Origin of the sequence: Pseudomonas sp. MF6751 (assembly GCF_016613265.1) — a bacterium.
Lineage (GTDB): Bacteria > Pseudomonadota > Gammaproteobacteria > Pseudomonadales > Pseudomonadaceae > Aquipseudomonas > Aquipseudomonas fluorescens_BV.
This window is the reverse complement of sequence record NZ_JAENSV010000009.1, coordinates 145,263-170,680: the sequence shown is the minus strand read 5'-3', so window position 1 is coordinate 170,680 and position 25,418 is coordinate 145,263. Positions and strand designations below refer to the sequence as shown.

At 60.9% G+C, this 25,418-nt stretch carries 22 protein-coding genes and 2 tRNA genes; 8 read left to right on the top strand and 16 right to left on the bottom strand.

Annotated elements, in window-relative coordinates:
- Position 1 precedes the first annotated feature (1 nt).
- The 4 genes from JJD66_RS10970 (at position 2) to JJD66_RS10955 (ending at position 3,052) form a co-directional block, all read left to right on the top strand.
- A tRNA-Leu gene (locus tag JJD66_RS10970) sits at positions 2-88 on the top strand.
- A 154-nt stretch (positions 89-242) separates the two neighbouring features.
- Positions 243-329, top strand: a tRNA-Leu gene (locus JJD66_RS10965).
- 144 nt (positions 330-473) lie between these two features.
- The gene (locus tag JJD66_RS10960; protein WP_200648136.1) at positions 474-1,499 is read left to right on the top strand and encodes an extracellular solute-binding protein; all 1,026 of its coding nucleotides are present in this window, start codon (positions 474-476) and stop codon (positions 1,497-1,499) included.
- Positions 1,499-3,052, top strand: a complete 1,554-nt coding sequence (locus JJD66_RS10955) for an ABC transporter permease (protein ID WP_200648135.1) — start codon at positions 1,499-1,501, stop codon at positions 3,050-3,052. The genes JJD66_RS10960 and JJD66_RS10955 overlap by 1 nt, the downstream gene beginning before the upstream one ends.
- Positions 3,053-3,160: 108 nt before the next feature.
- On the opposite strand, the gene JJD66_RS10950 is transcribed toward JJD66_RS10955, so the two are convergent.
- From JJD66_RS10950 to JJD66_RS10895, 12 genes are all read right to left on the bottom strand, one after another.
- Positions 3,161-5,095: a methyl-accepting chemotaxis protein gene (locus JJD66_RS10950; RefSeq protein ID WP_105225555.1), complete on the bottom strand. Its 1,935-nt coding sequence runs from the start codon at positions 5,093-5,095 to the stop codon at positions 3,161-3,163.
- Positions 5,096-5,234: 139 nt separating this feature from the next.
- Positions 5,235-6,524, bottom strand: coding sequence for an adenylosuccinate synthase (locus JJD66_RS10945; RefSeq protein ID WP_200648134.1), 1,290 nt, complete (start codon positions 6,522-6,524; stop codon positions 5,235-5,237).
- Between the two features lie 54 nt (positions 6,525-6,578).
- Complete coding sequence (locus tag JJD66_RS10940) at positions 6,579-7,766, bottom strand: ATP phosphoribosyltransferase regulatory subunit (protein WP_003188066.1); 1,188 nt, start codon at positions 7,764-7,766, stop codon at positions 6,579-6,581.
- A gap of 294 nt (positions 7,767-8,060) precedes the next feature.
- A complete protein-coding gene (gene hflC, locus JJD66_RS10935) occupies positions 8,061-8,927 on the bottom strand; it encodes a protease modulator HflC (RefSeq protein WP_003188064.1) in 867 nt (288 codons plus the stop codon).
- On the bottom strand, positions 8,927-10,102 hold the full coding sequence (gene hflK, locus JJD66_RS10930; RefSeq protein ID WP_003188062.1) for an FtsH protease activity modulator HflK: 1,176 nt from the start codon (positions 10,100-10,102) through the stop codon (positions 8,927-8,929). Before hflK ends, hflC begins: the two co-directional genes overlap by 1 nt.
- A 96-nt stretch (positions 10,103-10,198) precedes the next feature.
- Positions 10,199-11,500, bottom strand: a complete 1,302-nt coding sequence (gene hflX, locus JJD66_RS10925; RefSeq protein ID WP_200648133.1) for a ribosome rescue GTPase HflX — start codon at positions 11,498-11,500, stop codon at positions 10,199-10,201.
- A 12-nt stretch (positions 11,501-11,512) separates the two neighbouring features.
- Positions 11,513-11,773 (bottom strand): RNA chaperone Hfq, encoded by a 261-nt coding sequence (gene hfq / locus JJD66_RS10920; RefSeq protein WP_003188059.1) that lies wholly within the window; start codon positions 11,771-11,773, stop codon positions 11,513-11,515.
- Between the two features lie 94 nt (positions 11,774-11,867).
- A complete protein-coding gene (gene miaA / locus JJD66_RS10915; protein ID WP_054896266.1) occupies positions 11,868-12,839 on the bottom strand; it encodes a tRNA (adenosine(37)-N6)-dimethylallyltransferase MiaA in 972 nt (323 codons plus the stop codon).
- Complete coding sequence (gene mutL, locus JJD66_RS10910) at positions 12,839-14,755, bottom strand: DNA mismatch repair endonuclease MutL (protein ID WP_105225552.1); 1,917 nt, start codon at positions 14,753-14,755, stop codon at positions 12,839-12,841. Before mutL ends, miaA begins: the two co-directional genes overlap by 1 nt.
- Complete coding sequence (locus JJD66_RS10905) at positions 14,755-16,176, bottom strand: N-acetylmuramoyl-L-alanine amidase (RefSeq protein ID WP_003188054.1); 1,422 nt, start codon at positions 16,174-16,176, stop codon at positions 14,755-14,757. Before JJD66_RS10905 ends, mutL begins: the two co-directional genes overlap by 1 nt.
- Before the next feature lie 15 nt (positions 16,177-16,191).
- Positions 16,192-16,662, bottom strand: coding sequence for a tRNA (adenosine(37)-N6)-threonylcarbamoyltransferase complex ATPase subunit type 1 TsaE (gene tsaE / locus JJD66_RS10900; RefSeq protein ID WP_014716665.1), 471 nt, complete (start codon positions 16,660-16,662; stop codon positions 16,192-16,194).
- The gene (locus JJD66_RS10895) at positions 16,650-17,510 is read right to left on the bottom strand and encodes an NAD(P)H-hydrate dehydratase (protein ID WP_200648132.1); all 861 of its coding nucleotides are present in this window, start codon (positions 17,508-17,510) and stop codon (positions 16,650-16,652) included. The genes tsaE and JJD66_RS10895 overlap by 13 nt, the downstream gene beginning before the upstream one ends.
- Positions 17,511-17,573: 63 nt before the next feature.
- Here JJD66_RS10895 and queG point away from each other — a divergent pair, with 63 nt between their 5' ends.
- A complete protein-coding gene (gene queG, locus JJD66_RS10890; RefSeq protein WP_032904047.1) occupies positions 17,574-18,638 on the top strand; it encodes a tRNA epoxyqueuosine(34) reductase QueG in 1,065 nt (354 codons plus the stop codon).
- On the opposite strand, the gene JJD66_RS10885 is transcribed toward queG, so the two are convergent.
- Together JJD66_RS10885 and orn are read right to left on the bottom strand one after the other, a co-directional pair.
- Positions 18,635-19,252: a trimeric intracellular cation channel family protein gene (locus JJD66_RS10885; RefSeq protein ID WP_169913170.1), complete on the bottom strand. Its 618-nt coding sequence runs from the start codon at positions 19,250-19,252 to the stop codon at positions 18,635-18,637. The genes queG and JJD66_RS10885 overlap by 4 nt on opposite strands.
- Positions 19,253-19,364: 112 nt before the next feature.
- Positions 19,365-19,907 carry an oligoribonuclease gene (gene orn / locus JJD66_RS10880; protein ID WP_105225549.1) on the bottom strand — a complete coding sequence of 181 codons (543 nt, stop codon included), beginning with the start codon at positions 19,905-19,907 and terminating at the stop codon, positions 19,365-19,367.
- A gap of 108 nt (positions 19,908-20,015) precedes the next feature.
- Between orn and rsgA the strand changes: the two genes are divergently transcribed.
- Both rsgA and JJD66_RS10870 read left to right on the top strand, forming a co-directional pair.
- On the top strand, positions 20,016-21,047 hold the full coding sequence (rsgA, locus tag JJD66_RS10875) for a small ribosomal subunit biogenesis GTPase RsgA (protein WP_072434863.1): 1,032 nt from the start codon (positions 20,016-20,018) through the stop codon (positions 21,045-21,047).
- A 286-nt stretch (positions 21,048-21,333) separates the two neighbouring features.
- On the top strand, positions 21,334-21,729 hold the full coding sequence (locus JJD66_RS10870; protein ID WP_200648131.1) for a type II toxin-antitoxin system PemK/MazF family toxin: 396 nt from the start codon (positions 21,334-21,336) through the stop codon (positions 21,727-21,729).
- 58 nt (positions 21,730-21,787) lie between these two features.
- Here JJD66_RS10870 and motB read toward each other — a convergent pair whose 3' ends face one another.
- Together motB and motA are read right to left on the bottom strand one after the other, a co-directional pair.
- The gene (gene motB, locus JJD66_RS10865) at positions 21,788-22,807 is read right to left on the bottom strand and encodes a flagellar motor protein MotB (protein WP_034134753.1); all 1,020 of its coding nucleotides are present in this window, start codon (positions 22,805-22,807) and stop codon (positions 21,788-21,790) included.
- 3 nt (positions 22,808-22,810) lie between these two features.
- Complete coding sequence (gene motA / locus JJD66_RS10860; protein WP_003188041.1) at positions 22,811-23,662, bottom strand: flagellar motor stator protein MotA; 852 nt, start codon at positions 23,660-23,662, stop codon at positions 22,811-22,813.
- Positions 23,663-23,828: 166 nt separating this feature from the next.
- Between motA and JJD66_RS10855 the strand changes: the two genes are divergently transcribed.
- The gene (locus JJD66_RS10855) at positions 23,829-25,364 is read left to right on the top strand and encodes an HDOD domain-containing protein (protein WP_200648130.1); all 1,536 of its coding nucleotides are present in this window, start codon (positions 23,829-23,831) and stop codon (positions 25,362-25,364) included.
- The last annotated feature ends 54 nt before the right edge of the window (positions 25,365-25,418 follow it).

The window sequence follows — 25,418 nt, the reverse complement described above, 5'->3', positions numbered from 1 at the left end:
TGCCCAGGTGGTGAAATTGGTAGACACGCCAGCTTCAGGTGCTGGTGATCGCAAGGTCGTGGAAGTTCGAGTCTTCTCCTGGGCACCAAATTCAGATCAAACCCGCGAAAGCGGGTTTTTTCGTTTCAGGCCTCTGATTTTTAACGGAAAAATTGATTTATATTTTTCGAATCAGGGGTTTACAGATCAAAAGCCCCGCCGTATAGTTCGCCCCATCAACAGCGGCAACGTTGTTAGATAATGCCCAGGTGGTGAAATTGGTAGACACGCCAGCTTCAGGTGCTGGTGATCGCAAGGTCGTGGAAGTTCGAGTCTTCTCCTGGGCACCAAATTCAGATCAAACCCGCGAAAGCGGGTTTTTTCGTTTCCGGGGTTTGAAAACTTCCCCAGTGATTTTCCCCTCATCCGCACTTGAGAAGATTTATCGTTTATCCTTGCAATGATTTGTTGCATATAAGCGAGGAACACTTCGGATGATGATCCGTGACAACCGACTCAAGACATCCCTTCTGCGCGGCCTGACCCTCACCCTACTCAGCCTGACCCTGCTCTTGCCCGCCGCCCATTCTGCCGACAAGGTCTCCCTGACCTTATACAACGGCCAACACAAAGAAGTCGGCGATGAACTCGCCAAGGCCTTCGAAGCCAAGACCGGCATCCACGTCAACGTGCGCAAAGGTAGCAGCAACCAGCTGGCCAGCCAGGTCGTCGAAGAAGGTGAGCGCTCCCCTGCCGACGTCATCTACACCGAAGAATCACCGCCCCTGAACAAACTCGGCGAGCAAGGCCTGTTGGCAAAAATCGATGCCAGCACCCTCGATGTACTGCCCAAGGATTACGTGGGCAAAAACGGCGACTGGATGGGCGTGACCGCACGCACCCGCGTCGTAGCCTTCAACCCCAAACTGATTGCCGAAAAAGACCTGCCCAAGTCGGTACTGGATTTTGCCGGCCCCGAGTGGCAAGGCAAAGTCGGCTTCGTCCCCACCAGCGGCGCGTTCCAGGAGCAAGCCGTGGCGATCATCAAGCTGCACGGTCGCGAAGCCGCAGAAGAATGGCTGACCGGCCTGCGCGCCTTCGGCAAGGTGTACAGCAACAATATGGTCGCCCTCAAGGCCGTGGAAAAAGGCGAAGTGGCCACCGTGCTGGTGAATAACTACTACTGGTTTGCCCTGAAAAAGGAAAAAACCAATCTGGATTCCCAACTGCACTACTTCACCGATGGTGATGCTGGCGGCTTGATCACCGTATCCTCCGCTGCCGCACTCAAATCCAGCAAGCATCCCAAAGAAGCTCAGCAATTGCTGGCATTCATGACCAGCGAAGAAGGCCAGCGCGTGATCACCAACACGTCGGCCGAGTACCCGCTGCGCAAGGGCATGGAATCGAACCGCGGCCTCAAGCCATTTAGCGAGCTGCAGCCGCCGAAAGTCACCCCCGCAGACCTGGGCAACGCCGAAGAAGCCCTGGAGCTGGAACGTGACGTTGGCCTGAACTGATGAACCCATCGCTTTCCGTCGCGGGGTTCACCCCCCGTCGCAAACGCCCGTCGATCTGGCTGCTGCTACCCGTGCTGTTGCTGGTTGGCCTGAGCCTGTTGCCGCTCGCCTACGTAGGGCTCAAAGCCTGGCAGGCGGGCTGGACGGAGGCGGTGCATCTCCTGTGGCGGCCTTATGTGTTCGGACTGCTGCGCAACACCCTGGCGCTGATGGTCGGCGTGACCCTGACCTGCGGCGTGATCGGCCTGTCCCTGGCCTGGCTGCTGGAGCGCAGTAACCTGCCAGGGCGGCGCATCTGGGGTGTGGTCCTGTGCCTGCCGTTTGCGGTGCCGGCGTTCGTCAGCAGTTTTACCTGGGTGTCGCTGAGCGCCCAGTTCGAGGGGCTTGGCGGCGCGATCCTGGTGATGAGCCTGTCCAAATACCCGCTGGTATTTCTGCCGGTGGCGGCAACGCTACGCAATCTTGACCCCTCCCTGGAAGAATCGGCCCGCACGCTGGGGCTCAACCGCTGGGGCGTGTTCTTTCGCATCACCCTGCCGCTGCTGTGGCCATCGCTGCTGGCCGGCTCACTATTGATCGCATTGCACATGCTGGTGGAATTCGGCGCGCTGTCGATCATTGGCCTGCAGACCTTCACCACCGCGATCTACCAGCAGTTCGAACTGGAATTCAGCAATGCCAATGCGGCAATGCTCTCGGCAGCGCTGCTGGTGATGTGCCTGACCCTGCTATGGCTGGAACTGCGCATACGCGGCAAAGGCCGGCACGTGCGCATCGGCCAGGGCGCGGCGCGGCACGCCGAGCAGGTTCGACTGGGCAAGTGGACGCCATTGGGCCAGGTGTATTGCCTGGCGCTAGCGATCATTGGCAGCGGCATTCCGCTGGGGATGCTCGGGTATTGGTTGGCAGTCGGTTCGTCGGCAGCGTTTCCGATGGCCGAGATCGGTGAGGCGCTGCTGTCTTCCCTGGCGCTCTCGCTGGGCGGCGCCGCACTGTGCCTGGTACTGGCAGTACCGGTTGGTTTGCTGGTGGTGCGCTACAAAGGGCAACTGGCGATATGGGCCGAACGCTTGCCGTACCTACTGCATGCCCTGCCCGGCCTGGTGATTGCGTTGACCCTGGTGTATTTCGCCCTGCATTACGTGCCGGCGCTGTACCAGACCTCGGCATTGCTGCTGATTGCTTATGCGCTGCTGTTTTTGCCATTGGCGCAGGCGCCGATTCGTACAGCGCTGAACAAGGCGGCGCCACAGTTGGAAGAGGCGGCGCGCACGTTAGGCGCATCGTCCTTCAGTGCGTTTTGCCGGGTGACGCTGCCAATTATCTTTCCGGCGCTGGGGGCGGCGTTTGCCTTGGTGTTCCTGGATGCGATGAAGGAATTGACGGCGACATTGCTGCTGAGCCCGACCGGGCTGAATACCTTGGCGACGGCCGTCTGGGCGCATACCTCGAATGTGGAATTTGCGGCGGCGGCGCCGTATGCAGCGTTGTTGATTCTGGTGTCGGGGTTGCCGGTGTATCTGCTTACGACGCGGATGTATTTGAGCCGCTGAAACAGCTATCGCAGGCAAGCCAGCTCCCACAGTTGACCGCGCTCCAACTTTGGAATGCAGTTGAATGTGGGAGCTGGCTTGCCTGCGATGAGGCCCGTCCAGACAACCTCAAGCCCTGAACTGCCCCAAGCTCGCCTTCAACTGCGCCGCCAACCCATCCAGCACCTTCCCACTGGCCGTCGTCTCCACCACCGCTTGCGCCGCACGCTCGGCCTGGGCATGGATCACCTCCACGCGCCCACGCACCGCATGCGCGCCCTGGGCTTGATGCTCGGCCGCGCGCGTCGCCAGGCCAATCGCCGCATGCACCTGCTCCACAGAAGCCTGCACCGTCTGCTGCAAGCGCACGCTGTCGCGCAGCACCAGCAAGCCCTCACTGGCCTGGCGCCCCGCCTTGCCGATGGTTTCCACCGCCTCACGCGCGCCCTGCTGCAATGCCACGATATGCGCCTGGATATCGCCAGTGGAGCTTTGAGTCTTGCTCGCCAGCGCACGCACTTCATCGGCCACCACCGCAAAGCCGCGGCCAGTCTCGCCAGCCCGTGCCGCCTCGATGGCCGCGTTGAGAGCGAGCAGGTTGGTTTGCTCGGCGATGCCATGAATCACGGTCAACACCACTTCAATCTGTTCGCTTTGCTGCGCCAGCCGTTCGATCACCTGGGAACCGGCCTGCACCTGCCCCGCCAACGCCTCGATCAAGCTACCGACTTCAGCCGAGGTTCGTGAGTTTTCATCCGTGGCCTGGCGAATATCCACCACCTGCTGCAAGGCCGCCTGCATAGCGTGGCTTTCGGCCTGGGCCTCGTCGGCCATTTGCGACAAAGCGCGCAAACTCTCGGCCACTTCATCACGCTGCAAGCCCGCCGCCGCATCGGCGCCAGCATTGCGCAACGTCATGGCGCCGATTTCCACGCCAGTACGCTGGGCCACGTCGCCTGCCTCCCGTACGATGGGCTGCAACTTATCCACAAAGCGATTGACCGCCGAGGCCATATCGCCGATTTCATCCTTGCTGTTGATCTGCACGCGCTTGGTGAGGTCGCCCTCGCCGGCCGCCAGATCATCCATCGCGGCAATCAGCAACTTCAGGCGATTGACCACGCGTCGCCCCAGCACAATGGCGATCAGCAGCAATACCCCAAGCCCCACCAGTGCCAGGCCCATCCCGATACGCCAACGCAGGGTGCCCGCCGCGTCTTGCACGGCGCTGGCGGTATTGGCCGTCATTTGCGTGGCAGTGGCTTGCGCCGATTGCAGCCGGGCGCCCATGGCGTTGGCGCTGTCAGCTGCGGCTCCCTTGAGGCTATCACCCACCAGTTGATCACCGCTGGCGATCAGCGCGGCAAAGCGCTTATCCAACGCTTGCAGGTTTGCCTCAACCGTCGCGGTCGACACACCCATGCGCACCTTGCCGATTTCCACGCCGTTGGGGCTGATGGAGGCTTCGACGTAATACACGGAGGGGTCTGTCTTGGCCGCGTCCAGCACCTTGTCCAGCGCACGCTCCCCTGCGCCCTTCGCCAGCAGGGCCTGGTTGATAGGGTTTTCGCGATTCAGGTAACGGGTCAAGTGCTCGCCCGCAGCGTCGTCATACACCACAAACAGCACATTGGGGTTGCGCTGGGCCCGGCGGGCAAACTCTGAAAGGGTCGGCACGTCACTGTCCCACATGGCACGGGGCGCGACCGAGGCCAGCAGTTGCGCCATGTCATTGGCGGAGTCCTGCAGGTCTTTTTCCAGCGTCGCACGCAACTGCTTTTGCTCTTCCTGCAAACGCGTGGAAAGCCCGGCTGTCAGTCGCTGGCGCGTGCTGGCGGACAGGCTGTCCAGGCTGGACGTGACTTCCTTGCCAGCCTGGGCCAGTTCGCCAGACAACTTCTGGCTATCAATGCCCAGGCGATTGCCCAAATCGGCTTCCAGCGCCGTCACCGTGCTCCGCGTCAGCGCGACGGCCACCAGCACTTGCACCAAAAGGGCGATACCAAGGGTAACGAACACCGGCCGCAACAGACGGCTTTGTAACAACGAGAGAACGGCAGACACTGGAAATCCCTCCACCACGGGTGCCATTAATTTGATAGCACCTCGAAAGAGGGAAACACAGCAAGGGTCGTGCCGCTTGCCAGGCAGAAACGACAAAGGGCTCCCGAAGGAGCCCTTTGCTTTTCACATCAACAGCTTATTACGCGAACGGGTGACGCAGAACGATGGTCTCGTTGCGGTCCGGGCCGGTCGAAATAATGTCGATCGGTGCACCGATCAGCTCTTCCACGCGCTTGATGTAGGCGCGAGCATTGGCTGGCAGTTCTTCCAGGGTCTTGGCGCCCCCGGTCGATTCGGTCCAGCCTGGCACTTCTTCGTACACAGGCTGCAGGCCCACGTAGCTGTCAGCGTCAGTCGGGGCAACATCGTTGCCTTGGGCGTCTTTGTAGCCGACGCAGATGTTGATGGCTTCCAGACCGTCGAGTACGTCCAGCTTGGTCAGGCAGATGCCCGAGATGCTGTTCACATCGATAGCGCGACGCAGGATAACGGCATCGAACCAGCCGCAACGACGAGCACGGCCAGTGGTGGCGCCGAATTCGTGGCCTTGCTTGGCCAGGTGCGCGCCGACGTCGTCGAACAGCTCAGTCGGGAACGGGCCCGAACCTACGCGAGTGGTGTAGGCCTTGGTGATACCCAGGATGTAGTCCAGGAACATCGGGCCAACGCCAGAACCGGTCGCAACGCCGCCAGCGGTGGTGTTGGAGCTGGTCACGTACGGGTAGGTACCGTGGTCGATGTCCAGCAACGAGCCCTGGGCACCTTCGAACATGATGTCCTTGCCAGCGCGACGCAGATCGTGCAGCTCGGCCGTCACGTCCAGCATCAGCGGCTTGAGCAGCTCAGCGTATTCCTTGCACTCGGCCAGGGTCTTTTCAAACTCGATGGCTGGCTCTTTGTAGTAACCGACCAGCATGAAGTTGTGGTAATCCACCAGTTCACGCAGTTTGTCTTCAAAGCGCGGCATGTTGAGCAGGTCGCCCACACGCAGGCCACGACGTGCAACCTTGTCTTCGTAGGCCGGGCCGATGCCGCGACCGGTGGTGCCGATCTTCAGCTCGCCACGCGCCTTTTCACGGGCCTGGTCCAGCGCAACGTGGAAGGACAGGATCAGCGGGCAGGACGGGCTGATACGCAGGCGCTCGCGCACCGGTACGCCTTTCTCCTCCAGCTTGGTGATCTCGCGCAGCAGGGCGTCAGGTGCAACCACCACGCCATTGCCGATCAGGCACTGCACGCCTTCGCGCAGGACACCCGACGGGATCAGGTGCAAGACAGTTTTTTCGCCATCGATGACCAGGGTGTGGCCAGCGTTGTGACCACCTTGGTAGCGCACTACGGCGGCAGCATGTTCGGTCAGCAGATCAACGATCTTGCCTTTGCCCTCATCACCCCATTGGGTGCCCAGGACTACGACATTCTTACCCATAACACTTGTCCTCATTCGCGCAAACTTGGTGCCGGCGATGGCCGGCAGGAAAACTCAAGAAGCCAGTGGCGATACTTGCCAAAGCCCGTTCTGCTGAATCAATTGCCGGTCGCAGTCCGCTTCACGGGCGGCGGCCAATGGCTGCCCAGGCAAGGCCTGGACTACACGCTGACCCTCACGGCGTAACTGGCAAACCTGCTGCCAGAGCGCTGCGTCCGTACTGTCGGGCATCCAGATGCCACCAGACGGCAGCTCGACCTCAGCACGCCCCAGGGTCACCAGGGTTTTCAAATCGGTGGAAAAACCAGTGGCCGGACGCGCACGACCGAAGTCGGCGCCGATATCGTCATAGCGACCACCTTGGGCGATGGCCTGGCCAACACCCGGGACGAATACCGCGAACACCACACCGGTGTGGTAGTGGTAGCCGCGCAATTCACCCAGATCAAAATACAGCGGCAGCTCCGGGAACCGTGCCGACAGGCGCTCGGCAATTGCCAGCACATCGTCCAGTGCTGCCAATACCGGTGCCGGCGCATTGGCCAGGCGCTCACGCGCAGCCACCAGCACTTCACGGCCGCCGCACAGGTCTACCAGCGCCCGCAGCATGCCAGCCAGCTCAGCAGGCACACCTTCGGTGAGAGCGATCACTTCATCGATCGCCTTGCGCTGCAGGGCATCGAACAACTGTTGCTCCACTTCACCGGACAACCCGGCAGCACGCGCCAGGCCACGGTAGATACCGACGTGGCCCAGGTCCATGTGCACGTCCGGCACATCCGCCAGTTGCAGCATGGCCAGCATCAGGCTGATCACTTCCACATCGCTGCTCGGGCTGGCATCGCCGTACAACTCGGCGCCCAACTGGATCGGGCTACGGGAAGACGACAAGGCGCGCGGCTGGGCATGCAGTACGCTGCCGGCGTAGCACAGGCGGCTCGGGCCTTCACGACGCAGGGTGTGCGCATCGATGCGCGCCACTTGTGGCGTGATGTCGGCACGGAACCCCATTTGCCGGCCCGATTGCGGGTCGATGACCTTGAAGGTGCGCAGATCCAGGTCCTGGCCCGCGCCGGTCAGCAGGGATTCCAGGTACTCGATATGGGGAGTCACGACAAACTCGTAACCCCAGCTCTGGAACAGATCCAACACCTGGCGACGCGCTACTTCAATGCGCGCAGCTTCTGGTGGCAGTACTTCTTCGATGCCATCTGGCAGCAGCCAGCGGTCTACCGTTGCCATTACGCCATTCCCCTTTGATCCGGGCGGCCAGCCCTCGGCCGAGCCTTGAGTGAAGCAGAAAATACCCGCCCCCTTGCATAAACCACGCGCAAGAGCGACGTGACGAACGGCCTGCAAACGGCCTCGTCGGGCACTTTCCTCGAAAAACCTGTCACGCCTGCCGAATCAAACATGCAGACGCAAAAAAGCCGGGAATTTCCCGGCTGCCGCATCATACACCCGTTTTCTGAAAGGATCACCCCGCCAGGCATTTTAGCCGCCCGACGGAGTGCGCCTTACAGAATCACGGGCTGGTTACTTGGACTTTTCCAGGTAGCGGAAGAAGTCGCTGCTTGGGTCCAACACCAGTACGTCGGTTTTGTTCGCGAAGCTTTCACGGTAGGCGCGCAGGCTACGGTAGAACGCGTAGAACTCCTGGTCCTGGCCGTAGGCCTTGGCGTAGATCGCCGCGGCTTGAGCATCGCCGTCACCACGAGCCTCTTCAGACTCACGATAGGCTTCTGCCAGCAGTACACGACGCTGACGGTCGGCATCGGCACGGATACCTTCAGCCAACTCGTTACCCTTGGCGCGGTGCTCACGCGCTTCACGCTCACGCTCGGTGCTCATACGCTCGAACACGCTGCGGTTCACTTCCTTGGGCAAGTCAATGGCCTTGACGCGAACGTCGACCACTTCAATACCCAGCTCTTTTTCCGCCATGGTGTTCAGCGAGCGAGTGATGTCAGCCATCAGCGCATCACGTTCACCGGATACCACCTCGTGCAGGGTGCGCTTACCAAACTGGTCACGCAGGCCCGATTCCAGACGACGGGACAAACGCTCGTCGGCAATCTGCTTGAGGCCGGAAGTCGCAGTGTAGAAGCGCTCGGCATCCTTGACGCGCCACTTGGCGTAGGCGTCAACCATCACGGCTTTCTTTTCCAGGGTCAGGAAGCGCTGTGTCGGTGCATCCAGGGTCATCAGGCGGGCGTCGAACTTGCGCACCTGGTTGACGTAGGGGACTTTCACATGCAGGCCCGGCTGGACATCCGCCTGGACCACGCGACCGAATTGCAGCAGCACCGCACGCTCGGTCTGAGCGACGATGTAGAAGCAGTTCCAGGCAGCGATGACCACGACGACGCCCACAATCAGGGCGGTCAGCGATTTATTGCTCATCAACGGCTCTCCCTGGTACGTGTTTGCTGTTGCAGCAAGTCAGCGGCCGCACGGGCGCTCGCTTCGTTGGCAGCGGCATTCGAACCGGTGGACGGTGCACTGGCGCCGCTACGACCACCTTCGATCATCTTGTCCAGCGGCAGGTACAGCAGGTTGTTCTGCCCACCTTTGCTGCCGGTCACGAGAACCTTGCTGGTGTTGCTGAAGACTTCCTGCATGGTGTCCAGGTACAGACGCTCGCGGGTCACTTCAGGAGCCTTGCGGTACTCGGCGACCAGTTTTGTGAAACGATCTGCCTCACCCTTGGCGCGGGAGACCACTTCATCGCGGTAACCGTTGGCATCTTCAAGGATGCGCTGGGCCTGACCACGGGCTTCCGGCACAACGCCGTTGGCATAGGTTTCAGCCTGGTTGCGCGAACGCTGCTCGTCTTCACGTGCACGGATCACGTCGTCAAAGGCTTCCTGCACTTCACGCGGTGCCGCTGCGCTCTGTACGTTCACCTGGGTAACGGTGATACCGGTGCGGTAAGTGTCGAGGAAGCGTTGCAGACGCTCCTTGATTTCGCTGGCCATCAACTCACGACCTTCGGTAAGCACCTGGTCCATGGCGGTGGAACCCACCACGTGGCGCAGGGCACTTTCGGTTGCGTGTTGCAGGCTGATTTCCGGCTGATCAACGTTCAGCACGAAGTCTTGCAGGTTGCTGATCTTGTACTGCACGGTCAGCGGCACTTCGACGATGTTCTCGTCTTCGGTCAGCATCTGGCCCTGCTTGGTGTACGCACGCTCACGCGTCACGTTCTCCATGTACTTCTTGTCGATCGGCGGGAAATAGATGTTCAGGCCTGGCCCGACAGTCTCGTAGTACTTGCCGAAGCGCAGCACCACGGCTTGCTCCTGCTCGTCCACCACGTAGACCGCGCTGTACAGCCATACGGCCGCGAGCACGACAAGACCAAGGCCCAGCAGGCCATAGCCACCGCCCTTGCTTGTGCGACCGCCGTCGTCACCACCACGTTTTTTTCCACCACCGAACAACCCATTCAGGCTTTCCTGCAGCTTTCGGAAGGCCTCGTCGAGATCCGGTGGCCCCTTGCGGTCGCCATTATTGCGGCGCTTACCACCCCAAGGATCCTGATTATTCGAGTTGCCACCCGGCTCATTCCAAGCCATAGCGCTCTCCATCTGATAAAGCAAAGACGCACCCACGGCGCGCCGACCAATGCTACAGAATGCCTGCTACTGCGGCACAACCGCTTTCTCAGGCTTTTATTGCAAAGTGTGTTGTTCGATGAACTCTGCCGGTACAACACCCTCTCGGCTGACCAGCCGATTGAGTTCCGAGCGTGGCAATCGAACAGCCAGCAAGCTGACACCTTCTTCGTCGTGCTCTTCTTTCTGTACCGCGCCCAACTCGAAAAATTGTGCACGCAGTCGAGCAAAACGCTGCGGCAAGCGCAAGGTGCCGACGAACAAATCGCTGCCGAGCAATTCGGCAATGGCTTGTTCCAGCAACTCCAAGCCACTGCAATCTCGCGCCGACAACCAGACCCGCTGGGGCTTGCCGTTCTCGTCGCGCTGGATCTGTGGCTCAACGCCTTCAAGCAAATCGAGTTTGTTATAGACCTCGAGGATCGGCAAGTCCTGGGCACCAATCTCGCCCAGCACCACCATGACCTGTTCAATCTGCAACATACGATCCGGTTCGGCCGCATCGATCACGTGCAACAGCAGGTCGGAATTGCTCGACTCTTCGAGCGTAGACCGAAATGCCTCGACGAGCTTGTGGGGCAGGTGACGAATGAAACCCACAGTATCGGCCAGCACAATCGGCCCCAGGTCGTCGATGTCCAGACGCCGCAGGGTCGGGTCGAGGGTGGCGAACAGTTGGTCGGCCGCGTACACATCCGACTTGGTCACGTTATTGAACAACGTGGACTTGCCGGCGTTGGTGTACCCCACCAGGGACACGGTCGGGATATCCGCACGGGAACGGCCACGTCGCGACTGTTCACGCTGGCTGCGCACTTTTTCGAGGCGGCCCTTGATCTGGCGCAGGCGAACCCGCAGCAGACGCCGGTCGGTTTCCAGCTGGGTTTCACCCGGGCCACGCATGCCGATACCGCCACCCTGACGCTCAAGGTGAGTCCAGCCGCGAACCAGGCGCGTGCTCATGTGGTCAAGCTGGGCCAGTTCAACCTGGAGCTTACCTTCATGGGTGCGGGCGCGTTGGGCGAAAATATCGAGAATCAGACCGGTACGGTCGATCACGCGACACTCGAAAACACGTTCGAGGTTACGTTCCTGACTGGGCGTGAGGGTGTGATTGAAGATCACCAGATCGGCTTCTTCGGCATGAACCAGGTCGCGCAGTTCCTCGACCTTGCCGCTGCCAATCAGGTATTTGGCGGTTGGCCGATGACGCGGCACGTTAAAAAACGCAACGGTCTCGGCGCCGGCCGAATTTGCCAACTCCTGAAACTCCTGCGGATCTTCGCGCGCCTCAGGGTCCTGTCCATCCAAGTGAACGAGGATTACTCGCTCACCACCACCGTGGCGCTCAAAGAACAAAGGAGACTCCTATCAGGCGTTACCTGGCTCAGCGTCACCCTGTTCATCACCTGCTGCGCTAGGCAGACGGATTGGACGAACTGGAACGACTGTCGAGATAGCGTGCTTGTAAACCATCTGGCTGACGGTGTTTTTCAGCAGGATAACGAATTGGTCGAACGACTCGATCGTACCCTGCAGCTTGATGCCGTTGACCAGATAGATGGAAACCCCAACTTTCTCTTTACGTAAAGTATTCAAGTAAGGGTCTTGTAGCGAATGCCCTTTTGACATGTGCCGCACTCCTTTAAGGATCAATAATAAAAAATCGGAAAATAGATAGCTTATGGCCGTCACACCCCCAAGGATAGACGGCAATTGCAAGGACTCAGCTCAATATGGAGACCGTTCCCAAGTATTTCAAGGCGCGTGACAGATTGTCGCTGTCCAGGCTGTCCAACCAGTGCAAATCGCTCCAGCTGCGCAGCCAGGTGAACTGGCGCTTCGCCAATTGGCGCGTGGCAATGATGCCGCGCTCCTGCATTTCGGCGGACGTCAGCTTGCCATCCAGATGATCCCAGACTTGGCGGTAGCCTACAGCACGTATCGAAGGCAGCCCTGCATGCAGGTCGCCTCTTGAACGCAATGCTACGACCTCGTCCACAAACCCCTGTTCCAACATTATTGTGAATCTTTGTGCAATTCGTTCATGCAACACCTGGCGGTTTGCCGGAGCGATGGCCAGATTCGCCACAGTATAGGGCAATTGTGACTGTCCAGATGCGCCTGCATCAGTACTTTGCGCAGTTTGTTTCAGGCGATGTTCAGTCATGGTCTGGCCACTGACGCGCCAGACTTCCAGGGCGCGTGTGAGCCGCTGGGGGTCATTGGGGTGAATACGTGCCGCAGACACCGGGTCTACCGCCGCCAACTGGTCGTGAAGGGCCTGCCAGCCAAGGCGCGCAGCCTCTTCTTCAAGCTCGGCGCGCACCTGGGCATCGGCAGGCGGCATATCGGCCAAGCCTTCCTGCAGCGCCTTGTAATAGAGCATGGTGCCGCCCACTAGCAGCGGGATATTGCCGCGCGCGGTGATCTCGGCCATGGCCGCCAGGGCGTCGGTGCGAAAATCCGCCGCCGAATAGCTCTGCGCCGGATCGATGATGTCGATCAACTTGTGCGGATATTGGGCCAACAGCGCCTTCGACGGCTTGGCCGTACCGATATCCATGTCCCGGTAAACCAGGGCAGAGTCGACGCTGATCAACTCGCAGGGCAGCACCTTGGTCAGCTCGATGGCCAGGTCGGTCTTGCCGGCGGCCGTGGGGCCCATCAGGAAAATGGCGGGGGGCAAGGCACTCATCAGCGGCCGCGCAAGAACAGTTTGTCCAGATCATCCAGGCCCATCTGGGTCCAGGTCGGTCGGCCATGGTTGCATTGCCCGCTGCGCTCGGTGTTTTCCATGTCGCGCAGCAGGCCGTTCATTTCCGGCAGGGCCAGGCGGCGGTTGGCGCGGATGGCGCCGTGGCAGGCCATGGTGCCGAGCAATTCGTTGATATGCGCCTGGATACGGTCGCTGGTGCCGTACTCCATCAGGTCTGCCAGCACATCGGCCACCAGGCGGTTGGCCTCGGCCTGCTTGAGCAGCGCGGGAATCTGGCGGATCGCCAGGGTTTCCGGGCCCAGGCGTTGCAGCTCGAAGCCAAGCTTCTGGAACACACCGTGATGTTCTTCTGCGCAGTCGGCTTCACGCTGGCTCACCGCCAGGGATTCGGGCACCAGCAGCGGCTGGCCGCTGAGGCCTTCGCTGGCCATGGCGATCTTCAGGCGCTCGTACATGATCCGCTCATGGGCAGCGTGCATGTCCACCAGCACCAGGCCATGGGCGTTTTCGGCGAGGATATAAATGCCTTTGAGCTGCGCCAGGGCATAACCCAGCGGCGGAATATCACCGCCGCCTTCGGGCAACGCCACAGCAGCACCCGACTCGGCACCCGGCAGCGGCGCGAAAAACTCACGGTACGCCGCCTGGGCCTCGGCCACCGGCGCCGTCGATTGCGGGCGCGGTGTGTATTGATACTGATAACCCGCACCGGCACCCGAATTCGGCGCCGTGTAGGCTGGCTGCGCCTGCGGCGATTGCAGCAGGTTGGCCGCCAGGCTCATCTCGCCCTGGGGGCCGAACTCGCCGGCTTCCGGGCCGCTCGGCCGCACCACCGCCGTGACAATCGGCGCTGACAACTGATCATCCGGACGCACGTCACCCAAGGCGCGGTGCAGCGTGCCGTAGAGGAAGTCATGCACCATGCGCCCGTCACGGAAGCGCACCTCGTGTTTGGTCGGGTGCACGTTGACGTCGACCACCGAAGGGTCAACCTCAAAGAACAGCACAAAGGTCGGGTGTCGCCCGTTGAACAGCACATCGCGATAAGCCTGGCGCACCGCGTGGGCCACCAGCTTGTCGCGGACCGCCCGGCCGTTCACAAAGAAATACTGCAAGTCGGCCTGGCTGCGGGAGAACGTCGGCAACCCGACCCAGCCCCACAACCTCAAGCCATTGCGCTCGATCTCAATCGGCAGCGCCTGTTCCAGGAACCCGCTGCCACACACCGCTGCCACCCGCCGAGCACGCGCGGCGTCGTCGTTGGCTTCGTGCAGGCTGAGGATGGTCTTGCCATTGTGGCGCAGGTGAAACGCCACATCGAAACGCGCCAAGGCCAGGCGCTTGATGACTTCTTGCAGGTGATCGAATTCGGTTTTCTCGGCCTTGAGGAATTTGCGCCGCGCCGGGGTATTGAAGAACAGGTCGCGCACTTCCACCGAGGTGCCCACCGGATGCGCCGCCGGCTGGACCCGAGGCGCCATGTCGCGGCCTTCGGTTTCCACCTGCCAGGCTTGCTCGGCGCTGCGGGTGCGGGAGGTCAGGGTCAGGCGGGCCACGGAGCTGATGGAGGCCAGGGCCTCGCCTCGAAAGCCCAGGCTCATGACCCGCTCCAGGTCTTCCAGGTCGCGGATCTTGCTGGTGGCGTGACGGGCCAGGGCCAGGGGCAGGTCATCCGAAGAGATGCCGCTGCCATCGTCACGTACCCGCAACAGCTTGACGCCGCCCTGCTCCACATCGACATCAATGCGTTTGGCACCGGAGTCGATGCTGTTTTCCAGCAACTCCTTGATTACCGACGCCGGGCGTTCAACCACCTCACCCGCAGCGATCTGGTTGGCAAGGCGCGGGCTGAGCAATTCAATGCGCGAGCCGCTGTTCAAGGTGGATTCGCTCATCACTGCGCCGCCAATGAAGTGCCGGGGATGGTCAACACCTGGCCTATCTTCAACTCGTCGGTTTTCAGGTTATTGGCGCTGCGCAAGGCTGCAGGCGTGACCTGGAAACGGACCGCCAGCATGGCAACGGTATCACCGGGTTGCACACGATGGTCACGCGGGCCCTGGGCGATTTTGCCGGAGTCACGCAGCCAGGCGATGTAGGTGCCCGGCGGCGGGTTTTGCTGGAAGAACTGGCGCACACCGGCGCTGATCGAGCGTGCCAGCGCTTGCTGATGACTGGCGCTAGCCAGTTTCGAGGCTTCATTGGCGTTGGAGATAAACCCGGTTTCCACCAGGATCGACGGGATGTCCGGCGACTTCAACACCATGAACCCGGCTTGTTCCACCCGCTGTTTATGCAGCGACGTCACGCGGCCGATATTGCTCAGCACTTTCTGCCCGACGTTAAGACTGGAAGTCAGCGAGGCAGTCATCGACAGGTCGAGCAGCACCCCGGCAAGCATCTTGTCCTTGTCATCAAGGGACACGTTGCCGGCCCCGCCGATCAAGTCGGAACGGTTTTCACTGTCGGCCAGCCAGCGCGCAGTCTCGGAGGTGGCGCCGCGATCCGACAGGGCAAATACCGAGGCGCCAAAGGCAGCGGTTGAAGGCGCGGCGTCGGCGTGAATGGACACGAACAAATCAGCGCCCTTCTTACGGGCAATTTCAGTACGGCCACGCAGCGGAATGAAGTAGTCACCGGTACGGGTCAGCTCGGCGCGGTAGCCTTTCATGCCGTTGACCTGGCGCTGCAGTTCACGCGCAATGGCGAGCACCACGTCTTTCTCATGCTGGCCGCGTGAGCCGGAAGCCCCCGGGTCTTCGCCACCGTGGCCGGCGTCGATCACCACGATAATGTCACGCTTGCCTGCCGGTGCAGGCGGCGGTGGTGGCAGCTTGACCTGGGGTTGCGAAGGGTTGACCGGCACCGCAGGCACCGTCGCCACGCTTGGCGTTGGCGCAGGCGGCGGTGCGGCGTCGGCGGGGTTGTCGAACAGGTCGACCACCAGGCGGTTGCCGTACTGGGCGTTGGGGGCCAGGGAGAAGCTTTTGGGGGTCACGGCCTTTTTCAGGTCGATAACCACACGCAGGTCGGTCGGCGTACGCTGGGCCGAGCGCATGGCGGTAATGGGCGTGTTGGCGGTGGAGACTTTCAGCGGCGCGGCCAGGCTGGCACCGTTGATGTCGATCACCAGGCGATCAGGCGCCGTCAAGGTAAAGACGCTGTGCTGGACCGGGCCAGACAGGTCGAACACCAGTCGCGTGTTATCCGGCGCTCGCCACAGGCGAACACTTTTCACCTGTGAAGCAGCCAGAGCATTGACAGTCATTGCCGCAAGCAACACCCCCACGACAGCAACCAACGCGCGAAAGCGCATACCTAACCCCACCAATTATTTGAATTCCAATGCCAGAGCAGCACACCACGACTCAGCGCGTGGGCTCTGGGGCAACAACTTCAGCTGACGTCCGTGCTCATGCGGCGTAATGGTAATGGTCAGGTCCGGCTTTGGCAAAAAGCCTGTGCCTTTATTTGGCCACTCGATCAGGCACAGCGCATCATCGTCGAAGTAATCACGGATGCCCATGAACTCCAACTCTTCCGGATCGACCAGGCGATAGAGGTCGAAGTGGAAAGCACGCACGTCGCCGATCTCGTAGGGCTCGACCAACGTGAAGGTCGGGCTTTTTACCGCGCCCGTGTGGCCCAGGCCGCGAATAATCCCTCGGGATAGTGTGGTTTTGCCTGCGCCCAGATCGCCCTCGAGAAAGATCAACCCGGCCCCTTGCGTGACCTGTGAAATACGCTGACCCAACGCGACCATGGCCTCTTCATCTGCCAGGAAAAGAATTACTTCAGGCACGGCGACTGCTCCTCCAGCAATTGACGAATGGCGGGGATCAGGTCGCTGGCAGCCAAGCCGCGACCAAAACTGCCCTGGCGGTCTCCGGCGGTCGCGTGCAACCACACGGCCAGGCAGCTCGCTTCGTACGCGGGCATCCCCTGAGCCAATAGCGCGCCGACCAGACCGGCCAAGACATCACCGAGCCCCGCCGTCGCCATCGCCGGGTGGCCTTGATCACAACGGGCAAGCCGTCCATCCGGACTTGCAATCAAACTGCCAGCACCCTTGAGGATAGCCACTGCATTGAATTTCTGGCTCAACGCGCGCGCCACCTTAAGGCGATCTGCCTGAACCTCGGCTGTCGATAGCCCCAACAAACGCGCAGCTTCGCCCGGATGCGGGGTAATCACACAGTTGGCCGGCAGCTCGACGCTGCCAGTGGCCAGTTGATTGAGCGCGTCGGCATCCCACACCTGCGGCAGGCTGGCATTGGCCGCGACCGACAACAGGCTCTTGCCCCAGGCGGCATCGCCCAGGCCTGGGCCAATGACGATCACCGAGATTTTTTCCAGCAGGCCCATCAACTGGTTGGCCGAGCTCACGCCGACGGCCATGACCTCCGGCAGCCGAGCCAGAGCGGCCGGCACGTGTTCCGGCCGCGTCGCCAGCGAGACCATGCCGGCGCCGCTGCGCAGGGCACTTTCGCTGCTCAGCAACGCCGCGCCGCCAAAGCCACGGTCACCACCGATGACCAACAGGTGGCCGAACTGGCCCTTATGGGCGTCCGGGGAACGCGCAGCCAGTTGCGGCAAATGGCCGGGCAACAACAGCTGAACGTCGGTAATTGGGTGTTTTGTCTGAGGCATGCGTCTTCAAGCTCCGATGTCTGGCAGAATTATACGCATCTAACCTGTGGTTTCCCGTGTCTCATGCCTGCTATTACCTCCGATCTGCCCGCCCTCGCCCAATCGATCAAAGACTGGGGTCGCGAGCTGGGCTTTCAACAAGTGGGCATCAGCGGCCTCGACCTGGCTGAGCATGAACAGCACCTGCAACGCTGGCTCGACGCGGGTTACCACGGCGAGATGGAGTACATGGGCGCCCACGGCAGCAAACGCTCCCACCCGGACGAGCTGGTGCCCGGCACCTTGCGCGTGGTTTCACTGCGCATGGACTACCTGCCTGGCGACACCCAGATGGCGCAATTGCTGGCCCAACCAGAAAAAGCCTACATCTCGCGCTACGCCCTGGGCCGCGATTACCACAAGCTGATCCGCAAGCGCGTGCAGCAACTGGCCGACCGCATCCAGGCGCAGATCGGGCCGTTCGGCTTTCGCGCCTTCGTCGACAGCGCGCCAGTCCTGGAAAAAGCCATTGCCGAGCAAGCGGGCCTGGGCTGGATCGGTAAAAACACCCTGGTTCTCAACCGCAAGGCCGGCAGTTATTTCTTCCTGAGCGAACTGTTTGTCGATCTACCGTTGCCGGTAGACCCACCCCACGCCACCGAACACTGCGGCCGCTGCACGGCGTGCCTGGACATTTGCCCCACCAACGCCTTCGTCGGCCCTTACGTGCTGGACGCGCGACGCTGCATTTCGTACCTGACCATCGAACTCAAGAGCGCTATCCCCGAAGACCTGCGCCCACTGATTGGTAACCGGGTATTTGGCTGCGATGACTGTCAGATCGTTTGCCCGTGGAATCGTTTCGCTCGACCTACCGCCGAAAGCGATTTCAAGCCACGGCACAATCTGGATAACGCAGAACTGGCCGAATTGTTTATGTGGGACGAGGATAAATTCCTCAGCAGCACCGAGGGCTCGCCCCTGCGCCGCGCCGGTTACGAGCGCTGGTTACGCAATCTGGCGGTGGGCCTGGGCAATGCGCCCTCCAGCATTCCGGTATTGGAAGCACTCAAGGCGCGGCGGGACTACCCGTCGGAGTTGGTACGCGAACACGTGGAATGGGCGCTGGAGCAACACGCTGCGCGCTAGTGCACATCGTCGTTGTAGACGAACTTGGGCATTTCCCAGTGAAACCGGATCGCCAGCAGGCGTAACAGGAAGCCACTGAACAGCGTCAGCAGAATCGCTTGCTCGCTGGGCAGCTCCAGGTACAGACATAGCAAGTAGAACCACGCTGCCAGGAAAGACACGCTGGCATACAGCTCGCGGCGGAAGATCAGCGGGATGTCGTTACAGAAGATATCCCGCAGGATGCCGCCGAATACCCCAGTGATGACCCCGCTGACCGACGCCACCAACATACCGTGGCCCATTTCCAGGGCGGTCATGCAGCCGATCAGGGTGAAGGCCACCAACCCCACCGCATCCAGCGCCAGGAACAGCGAGCGCAGGTGGCGCATCAGCGGTGCGATAAAGATCGTCACCAGCGCCGCAACAGAGGTCAGCACCAAGTATTCCGGGTGTTTGACCCAGGTCAGCGGGTAGTGGCCGAGCAACACATCGCGCACCGAACCGCCGCCCAGGGCTGTCACGCAAGCGATCAGCACCACGCCAAACCAGTCCATGCCACGCCGACCCGCGGACAGGGCGCCAGTCATGGCTTCGGCGGTGATGGCGACGAGGTAGAGCATCAGCAACATGATGGCGATCCTGACAGAGAGGCCGGCAGTCTAATCATTTGCCGAGGGCACCAAAAGGGGGCGCTTGGCGATAAACCGCGTCGCCTGCGATAGCGCACTCACTGGCGCCGCAGAATCAAGCCTTGATGAAATGCTTGCGGTAATGCTGCAACTCGGCAATCGACTCACGAATATCGTCCAGCGCCAGGTGCGTGCTGCCTTTATGGAAGCTGTCTTTGACTTCCGGCGCCCAACGCGCAGCCAGTTCCTTCAAGGTCGACACGTCCAGGTTGCGGTAGTGGAAGTAACTTTCCAGCCCCTTCATGTGCGTATAAAGGAAGCGACGATCCTGGCAGATGCTATTGCCGCAGATTGGCGACTTGCCCTTGGGCACCCATTTTTCCAGGAAGGCGATAGTTTCGGCCTCGGCTTGGGCCATGCTGATGCGGCTGTCGCGCACGCGCTGGGTCAGCCCGGAGTTACCGTGGGTGCGGGTGTTCCACTCGTCCATGGTGGCGAGTACGGCGTCGCTGTGGTGAATGGCGATCACCGGGCCTTCGGCCAAGGTGTTGAGGTTGCTGTCGGTGACAATGGTCGCCATCTCGATGATGACGTCGGTGTCGGGGTTCAGACCGGTCATTTCCAGATCGATCCAAATCAGGTTCTGTGGGTTTTGCATGGCTTGATTCTCTTGGCACCTTGGCGTAGCCGGGCAGTTTAGCAGGCGGGGGCGTGCTAGACTCGCGGCCGTTTTACCCAACTTTTGCATTATCGACACGGAACACCAATGGCCAAACGCCAGCTCAACCGTCGCCAAAACTGGCGCATCGAAAAGATTCAAGGTGAACGCGCCGCCCGCGCCGCCAAACGTGAATCCTCCGCCGTGGAAGCGCTCGAGGGCGGCGACCTGGGGCCCGAACAAACGGGCCTGGTGATCGCGCACTTTGGCGTGCAGGTCGAAGTCGAGGCGCTCGAAGGCGAACTCGCAGGCCAGGTGTTCCGTTGCCACCTGCGCGCCAACCTGCCCGCGCTGGTCACCGGCGACAAGGTGGTGTGGCGTGCCGGCAACCAGGGCATCGGCGTCATCGTCGCCCAGTTGCCACGCAGCACCGAACTGCGCCGCCCCGACAGCCGTGGGCAGCTCAAGCCGGTGGCGGCCAACGTCGACATGATCGTGATCGTGTTCGCGCCGCTGCCCGAGCCCCATGCCAACCTGATCGACCGTTATCTGGTCGCGGCTGAGCATGCCGGTATCCGCCCGTTGCTGCTGCTGAACAAATTCGACCTGATCGACGAGCAGAACGCCCCGGCGCTCAACGCATTGCTGGCGGTGTACCGCACCCTGGGCTACCCGGTGCTGGAAGTGTCGGCTCACCACGGCAACGGCATGGAACAGCTGCAACAGCAGTTGGACGGGCGGATCAGCGTGTTCGTCGGCCAATCTGGCGTGGGCAAGTCGTCGCTGGTCAACAGCCTGTTGCCGGAAGTCGAAACCCGTGTGGGCCCGCTGTCGGAGCTGTCCGGCCAGGGCACCCACACCACCACCACCGCACGGTTGTTCCACTTCCCGGGCGGCGGCGAGTTGATCGACTCACCGGGTATTCGTGAATTCGGCCTGGGCCACGTCAGCCGCAGCGATGTGGAAGCGGGCTTTATTGAGTTCAACGACCTGATCGGCACCTGCCGCTTCCGCGACTGCAAACACGACCGCGAACCGGGTTGTGCGTTGCTCAAGGCACTGGAAGATGGGCGCGTGCAGCAGCAGCGGATGAACAGCTATCGGTCGATTATTGCGAGCTTGCCTGAGAGCAATTATTGACGGTCAATTTCTTGATACACATAAACCAGCGGGCTGAAAGCCCTAGCCCATTGATTTAACAGGAGCAGGCATCAAGAATTCGAGTCAACTGGGTGGCTGATACGCACAAGCCAGCTTGTATTCGGATTTCCTGATGCTCATAATTGCTCCGTCACCAGCGAAAGCTGGCAGGAGTCTGGATCCTTTTCGGAGTTGATCCAGCGGCGCAGAAGGGGCGAAGCAAGCTCCGCTGCGTGTCGAATGAAGCCGCCTTCGGGCGGCTTTGCTTTTTGTGGGGAATTAACATTTGGCTCTCTACTATCACCCCAAACAAGGCGACGTTTTGCTGTGTGACTTCACCCGAGGCTTTGTCGCCCCGGAAATGCTGAAGATCCGCAAAGTCGTAGTGATATCTCCTACCGCGACCCACAGTCGCAAGCTCTGCACCGTGGTGCCAATCTCCTCTACTGCACCAGCGACCCAATACGACTGGCACCATTTGCTACGCACCAATCCACTTCAGTCCGATGGCTATAAAGAGCTATGGGTGAAGTGCGACATGATTTATACCGTCAGCTTTGAGCGCCTCGACAAGTTGCATAGAAAGACTCGCGCCAAAGGTCGAGAGTACTTCGTCCCACGCCTGTGCGCCGACGACATGCGAGGCGTAGTCAGTGGTGTCAAAGCGTACCTCCCACTTTGAACACACATGAAAACGCCCCGAATGATCGGGGCGTTTAGGTTTCCAGCGCTTAGATCAACTATGACCCCGGTGCAGGCGCCGTAGGATCCTTGACGCCCCCATCATCAAACAGGTTCAGCTTCTGGCGCAGCTCATGGGCCGGCAGCGGTTCCTGCTCTGGTGGCAGCGCGTTCGGGTCGGCCGGCACTTCGCCTGGCGCACCGTCGCCTTGGGTCGGTGCCGGTGGCGGTGGTTGATCGCCTTCAATCGCACGCTGGGCTTTTTTGGTCAGCACCACGATGTCGATACGGCGGTTGACCGGGTTGAACGGGTCTTTGGGATCAAACAGTTGCGAGGAGGCAAAGCCCACCACCCGCGCCACTTGCGGGTCCGGGTAGCTGCCGGCCACCAGCGCACGCCGGGCAGCATTGGCGCGGTTGGCCGAGAGTTCCCAGTTGCCGAAATCACCCTGGCCCGCGTAGGGCTTGGCGTCGGTATGCCCGCTGATGCTGATTTTGTTCGGCACCGCCTTGATGGTGTCAGCCATGGCCAGCAGGATGTCTTCAAAGTACGGCTTCAACCGCGCACTGCCAGAGTCGAACATCGGCCGGTTGGCCGCATCGGTAATCTGGATGCGCAGCCCCTCGGGGGTGATCTCGAAGGAAATCTGGTCCTTGAACTTCAGCAACTGTGGGTTTTCTTCAACCTTGTTCTGCAATTCCTGCAGCAACAGTTCCAATCGCTCCTGTTCGACCTGCTCGGCCATGGACTCGACAGTGTCGCGCTCGATCGGGATTTTTTCCTGAGGCGATTCAGTTTGCACTTCCGGGTTGATGGTGCGCTCGGGCGCCAGTTCCGGCGAGCCGCCCAGGTCAATGACAAACGGCGTACCGCTTTCCGAAAAGCCAATCGGGTCTTTGAAGTAACCGGCGATGGCGATTTTCTGTTCTGGCGTAGCGGTGGACATCAGCCACAACACCAGGAAGAACGCCATCATCGCCGTGGCAAAGTCGGCGAAAGCGATTTTCCAGGCACCGCCATGGTGCCCCGCAGCGAAGCGCTTGACGCGCTTGATGATGATCGGCTGGTTGTTTTCCATGGCTTAGCGACCGCGAACCGCTTGTTCCAGCTCGGAGAAACTTGGGCGGTGTTTCGGGTACAACACCTTGCGCCCGAACTCCACGGCCAACGACGGCGGCATGCCCGACGCCGATGCCACCAGGCACGCCTTGATCGCTTCGTAGAGGTTGATCTCTTCCTTTGCATCGTGGGCCAGGGAAGTGGCGAGCGGGCCGAAGAAACCATAGGCGGCGAGAATACCGAAGAAGGTGCCCACCAGCGCCGCACCTACGTGCATGCCGATGGCAGCCTGATCGCCTTCGCCCAGGGAGGCCATGGTCACCACGATCCCCAGTACCGCCGCGACAATACCAAAACCGGGCATACCGTCGGCAATGCCGGTCACGGCGTGGGAAGGATGCTCCAGCTCTTCCTTGAGGCTGAACAACTCCATGTCGAACAGGCCTTCCAGCTCGTGAGGCGCCATGTTGCCGGAGGACATGATGCGCAGGTAATCGCAGATATACGCGGTCATGCGCTCGTCTTTAAGCACGGCCGGGTACTTGGCAAAAATCGGGCTGGCCGCAGCGTCTTCGATATCGCCTTCGATCGCCATCATGCCTTCACGGCGGCTTTTGTTGAGGATCTCGTAGATCAGCCCCAGCACTTCCAGATAAAACGTGTGGGAGAAGCGCGAGCTGAACATGCCCAGGGACTTCTTGACCACGTGCATGGTCATATAGCCTGGGTTGGCCTGCAAAAATGCGCCGAACGCGGCACCGCCGATAATCAGCACTTCGAAAGGCTGGATCAGTGCGGCGATTTTACCGTGGGAGAGGACGTACCCTCCGAGCACACTTGCGATGACGACAATGATGCCGATAATTTTAGCCATAGGAGAGGGGTACTTGCGCCGTCGGGTTCATGGACATATGGGGTGCAGCAGAAAACTCTTGTTCTACTTATCGGCAAAACTGCGCCAGACTATAGCCCGTTAAGGCGAAAAGCCAATTCGGCCCGTTCCGGGCGTGTTGAACGCAAGTGATGATCGCGCCCCAATCATGGCAATTGAAACGACAGTCCCAACAAACCGCCCCACCACCCTCGCCGCTTGGATCAAGTGCCTGGACGACGTGCTGCTGCCCGTGCCGCAGGCCAGCCATGAACGCGTGTGCAAAGCCATTCGCGATAGCCGCAGTTCATTGCGAGATATTGCTGAGTTGATGCAAAACAGTCCGGCCCTGGTGCTGAGTGTGATGCGCGAAGCCAACAGCCACGCCCACGGCAGCCTGACCGAACCTGCAGAAAACCTTGAAGTCGCACTTAACCGTCTTGGCCTCAAACGTGCCGAAGAGTTGTTGGCGCGCCTGCCTTCGGTACCCACCCGGGAAATCCCCGTGGCCTTGCGTCAACTGCTGCTGATCAGCCAGCACGCATCCCAGCAAGCCAACGGTTTGTTCGGCAGTCGCCTGGCGCGGCTGTGGCAGGACATCCACTGGGGCAGCCTGCTGTTTCTGTCGCCGCTGTGGCCGATGGCCGTTGCCTACCCCAAGCTTCTGGAGGAATGGGAGTTACGGGTGATCCATAAAGGCCAATCGGCGCGCCAGGTCGAGCAACAGCTGTTCGGCGTGCGCTTGCTCGACCTGTGCCTGGGCTTGACCGAAGCCTGGCACCTGCCGATCTGGGTTTCGCAGGGCTACAAGTTGCTGTTGGCCGAGCAACGCCTGCTGGTCAAGGCGCTGCACATTGCCCGTCAAGACGATGCCCTGCGCCACCAGCAATTGCTCGATGCCGAGCCCAACCTGCGACGCTGGCTGAACCAGCCGGCCAACACCGTGTTGCTGGCCAACGGCCTGGCGATGTCGGCCCAGGAATCCTGGACCTGCCCGCACACTGAGCGCTGGCAATACCTGACGGCGCTGTACCTGCAAACGCCGTTGAGCGATGTGCAACAGCAAGCCCACCAGCAAGCGGTGACCAGTGCTCGTACCACCTTGATGCCCGACCTCTGGCACCCGGCGCTGTCGCTGATCTGGCCGTGGCACGTACAGAAAGTCCATCGCGGCTTGCTGCCTGCACCACCGCCCACTGCCGAAGCCTTGGCCGTGTGGCGCACGCGTTGCACCGAGTTGCTGGTGGAGCCGAGCCGCTTTGCCAACGCCATGCACCTGACCACTTGCGCCAAGGAAGCCCTGGTGGCCAGTGGCATGCAGCGGGTACTGATATTCATGGCAGATCGCGCCTTGAGCACCTTGCGTGTACACCAGGCCGACGGCCTGCCCAAGGACGCGGCTCACCTGAGCCTGGATGTGGTCAACAGCACGTTACTGCAACGCCTGCTGGAAAAGTCCGCCCAGGTACGCCTGAACCCCGACAACCATGCGCAGTTTTCCGCATTGCTGCCATCGATCCTGCGTCGTCTGTTTATTGGCGAGCATCTGCTGCTGCGCTCACTGAGCTGCAACGGCCGTGTGGTCATGCTGATCGTGGCGGACCAAGGCGGCGGGCCGTTCTCGGAAACCACCGTGCAGGCGTTCGGCAAAACCGCCCAATGCATCGAGAAAGCCCTGCACAGCTTTACCAACCGCAGCGCCTGATGCTTGCGCTACAATCACCGGCCTTTATCGCCAACATTTGTGCCCAGGAGACCT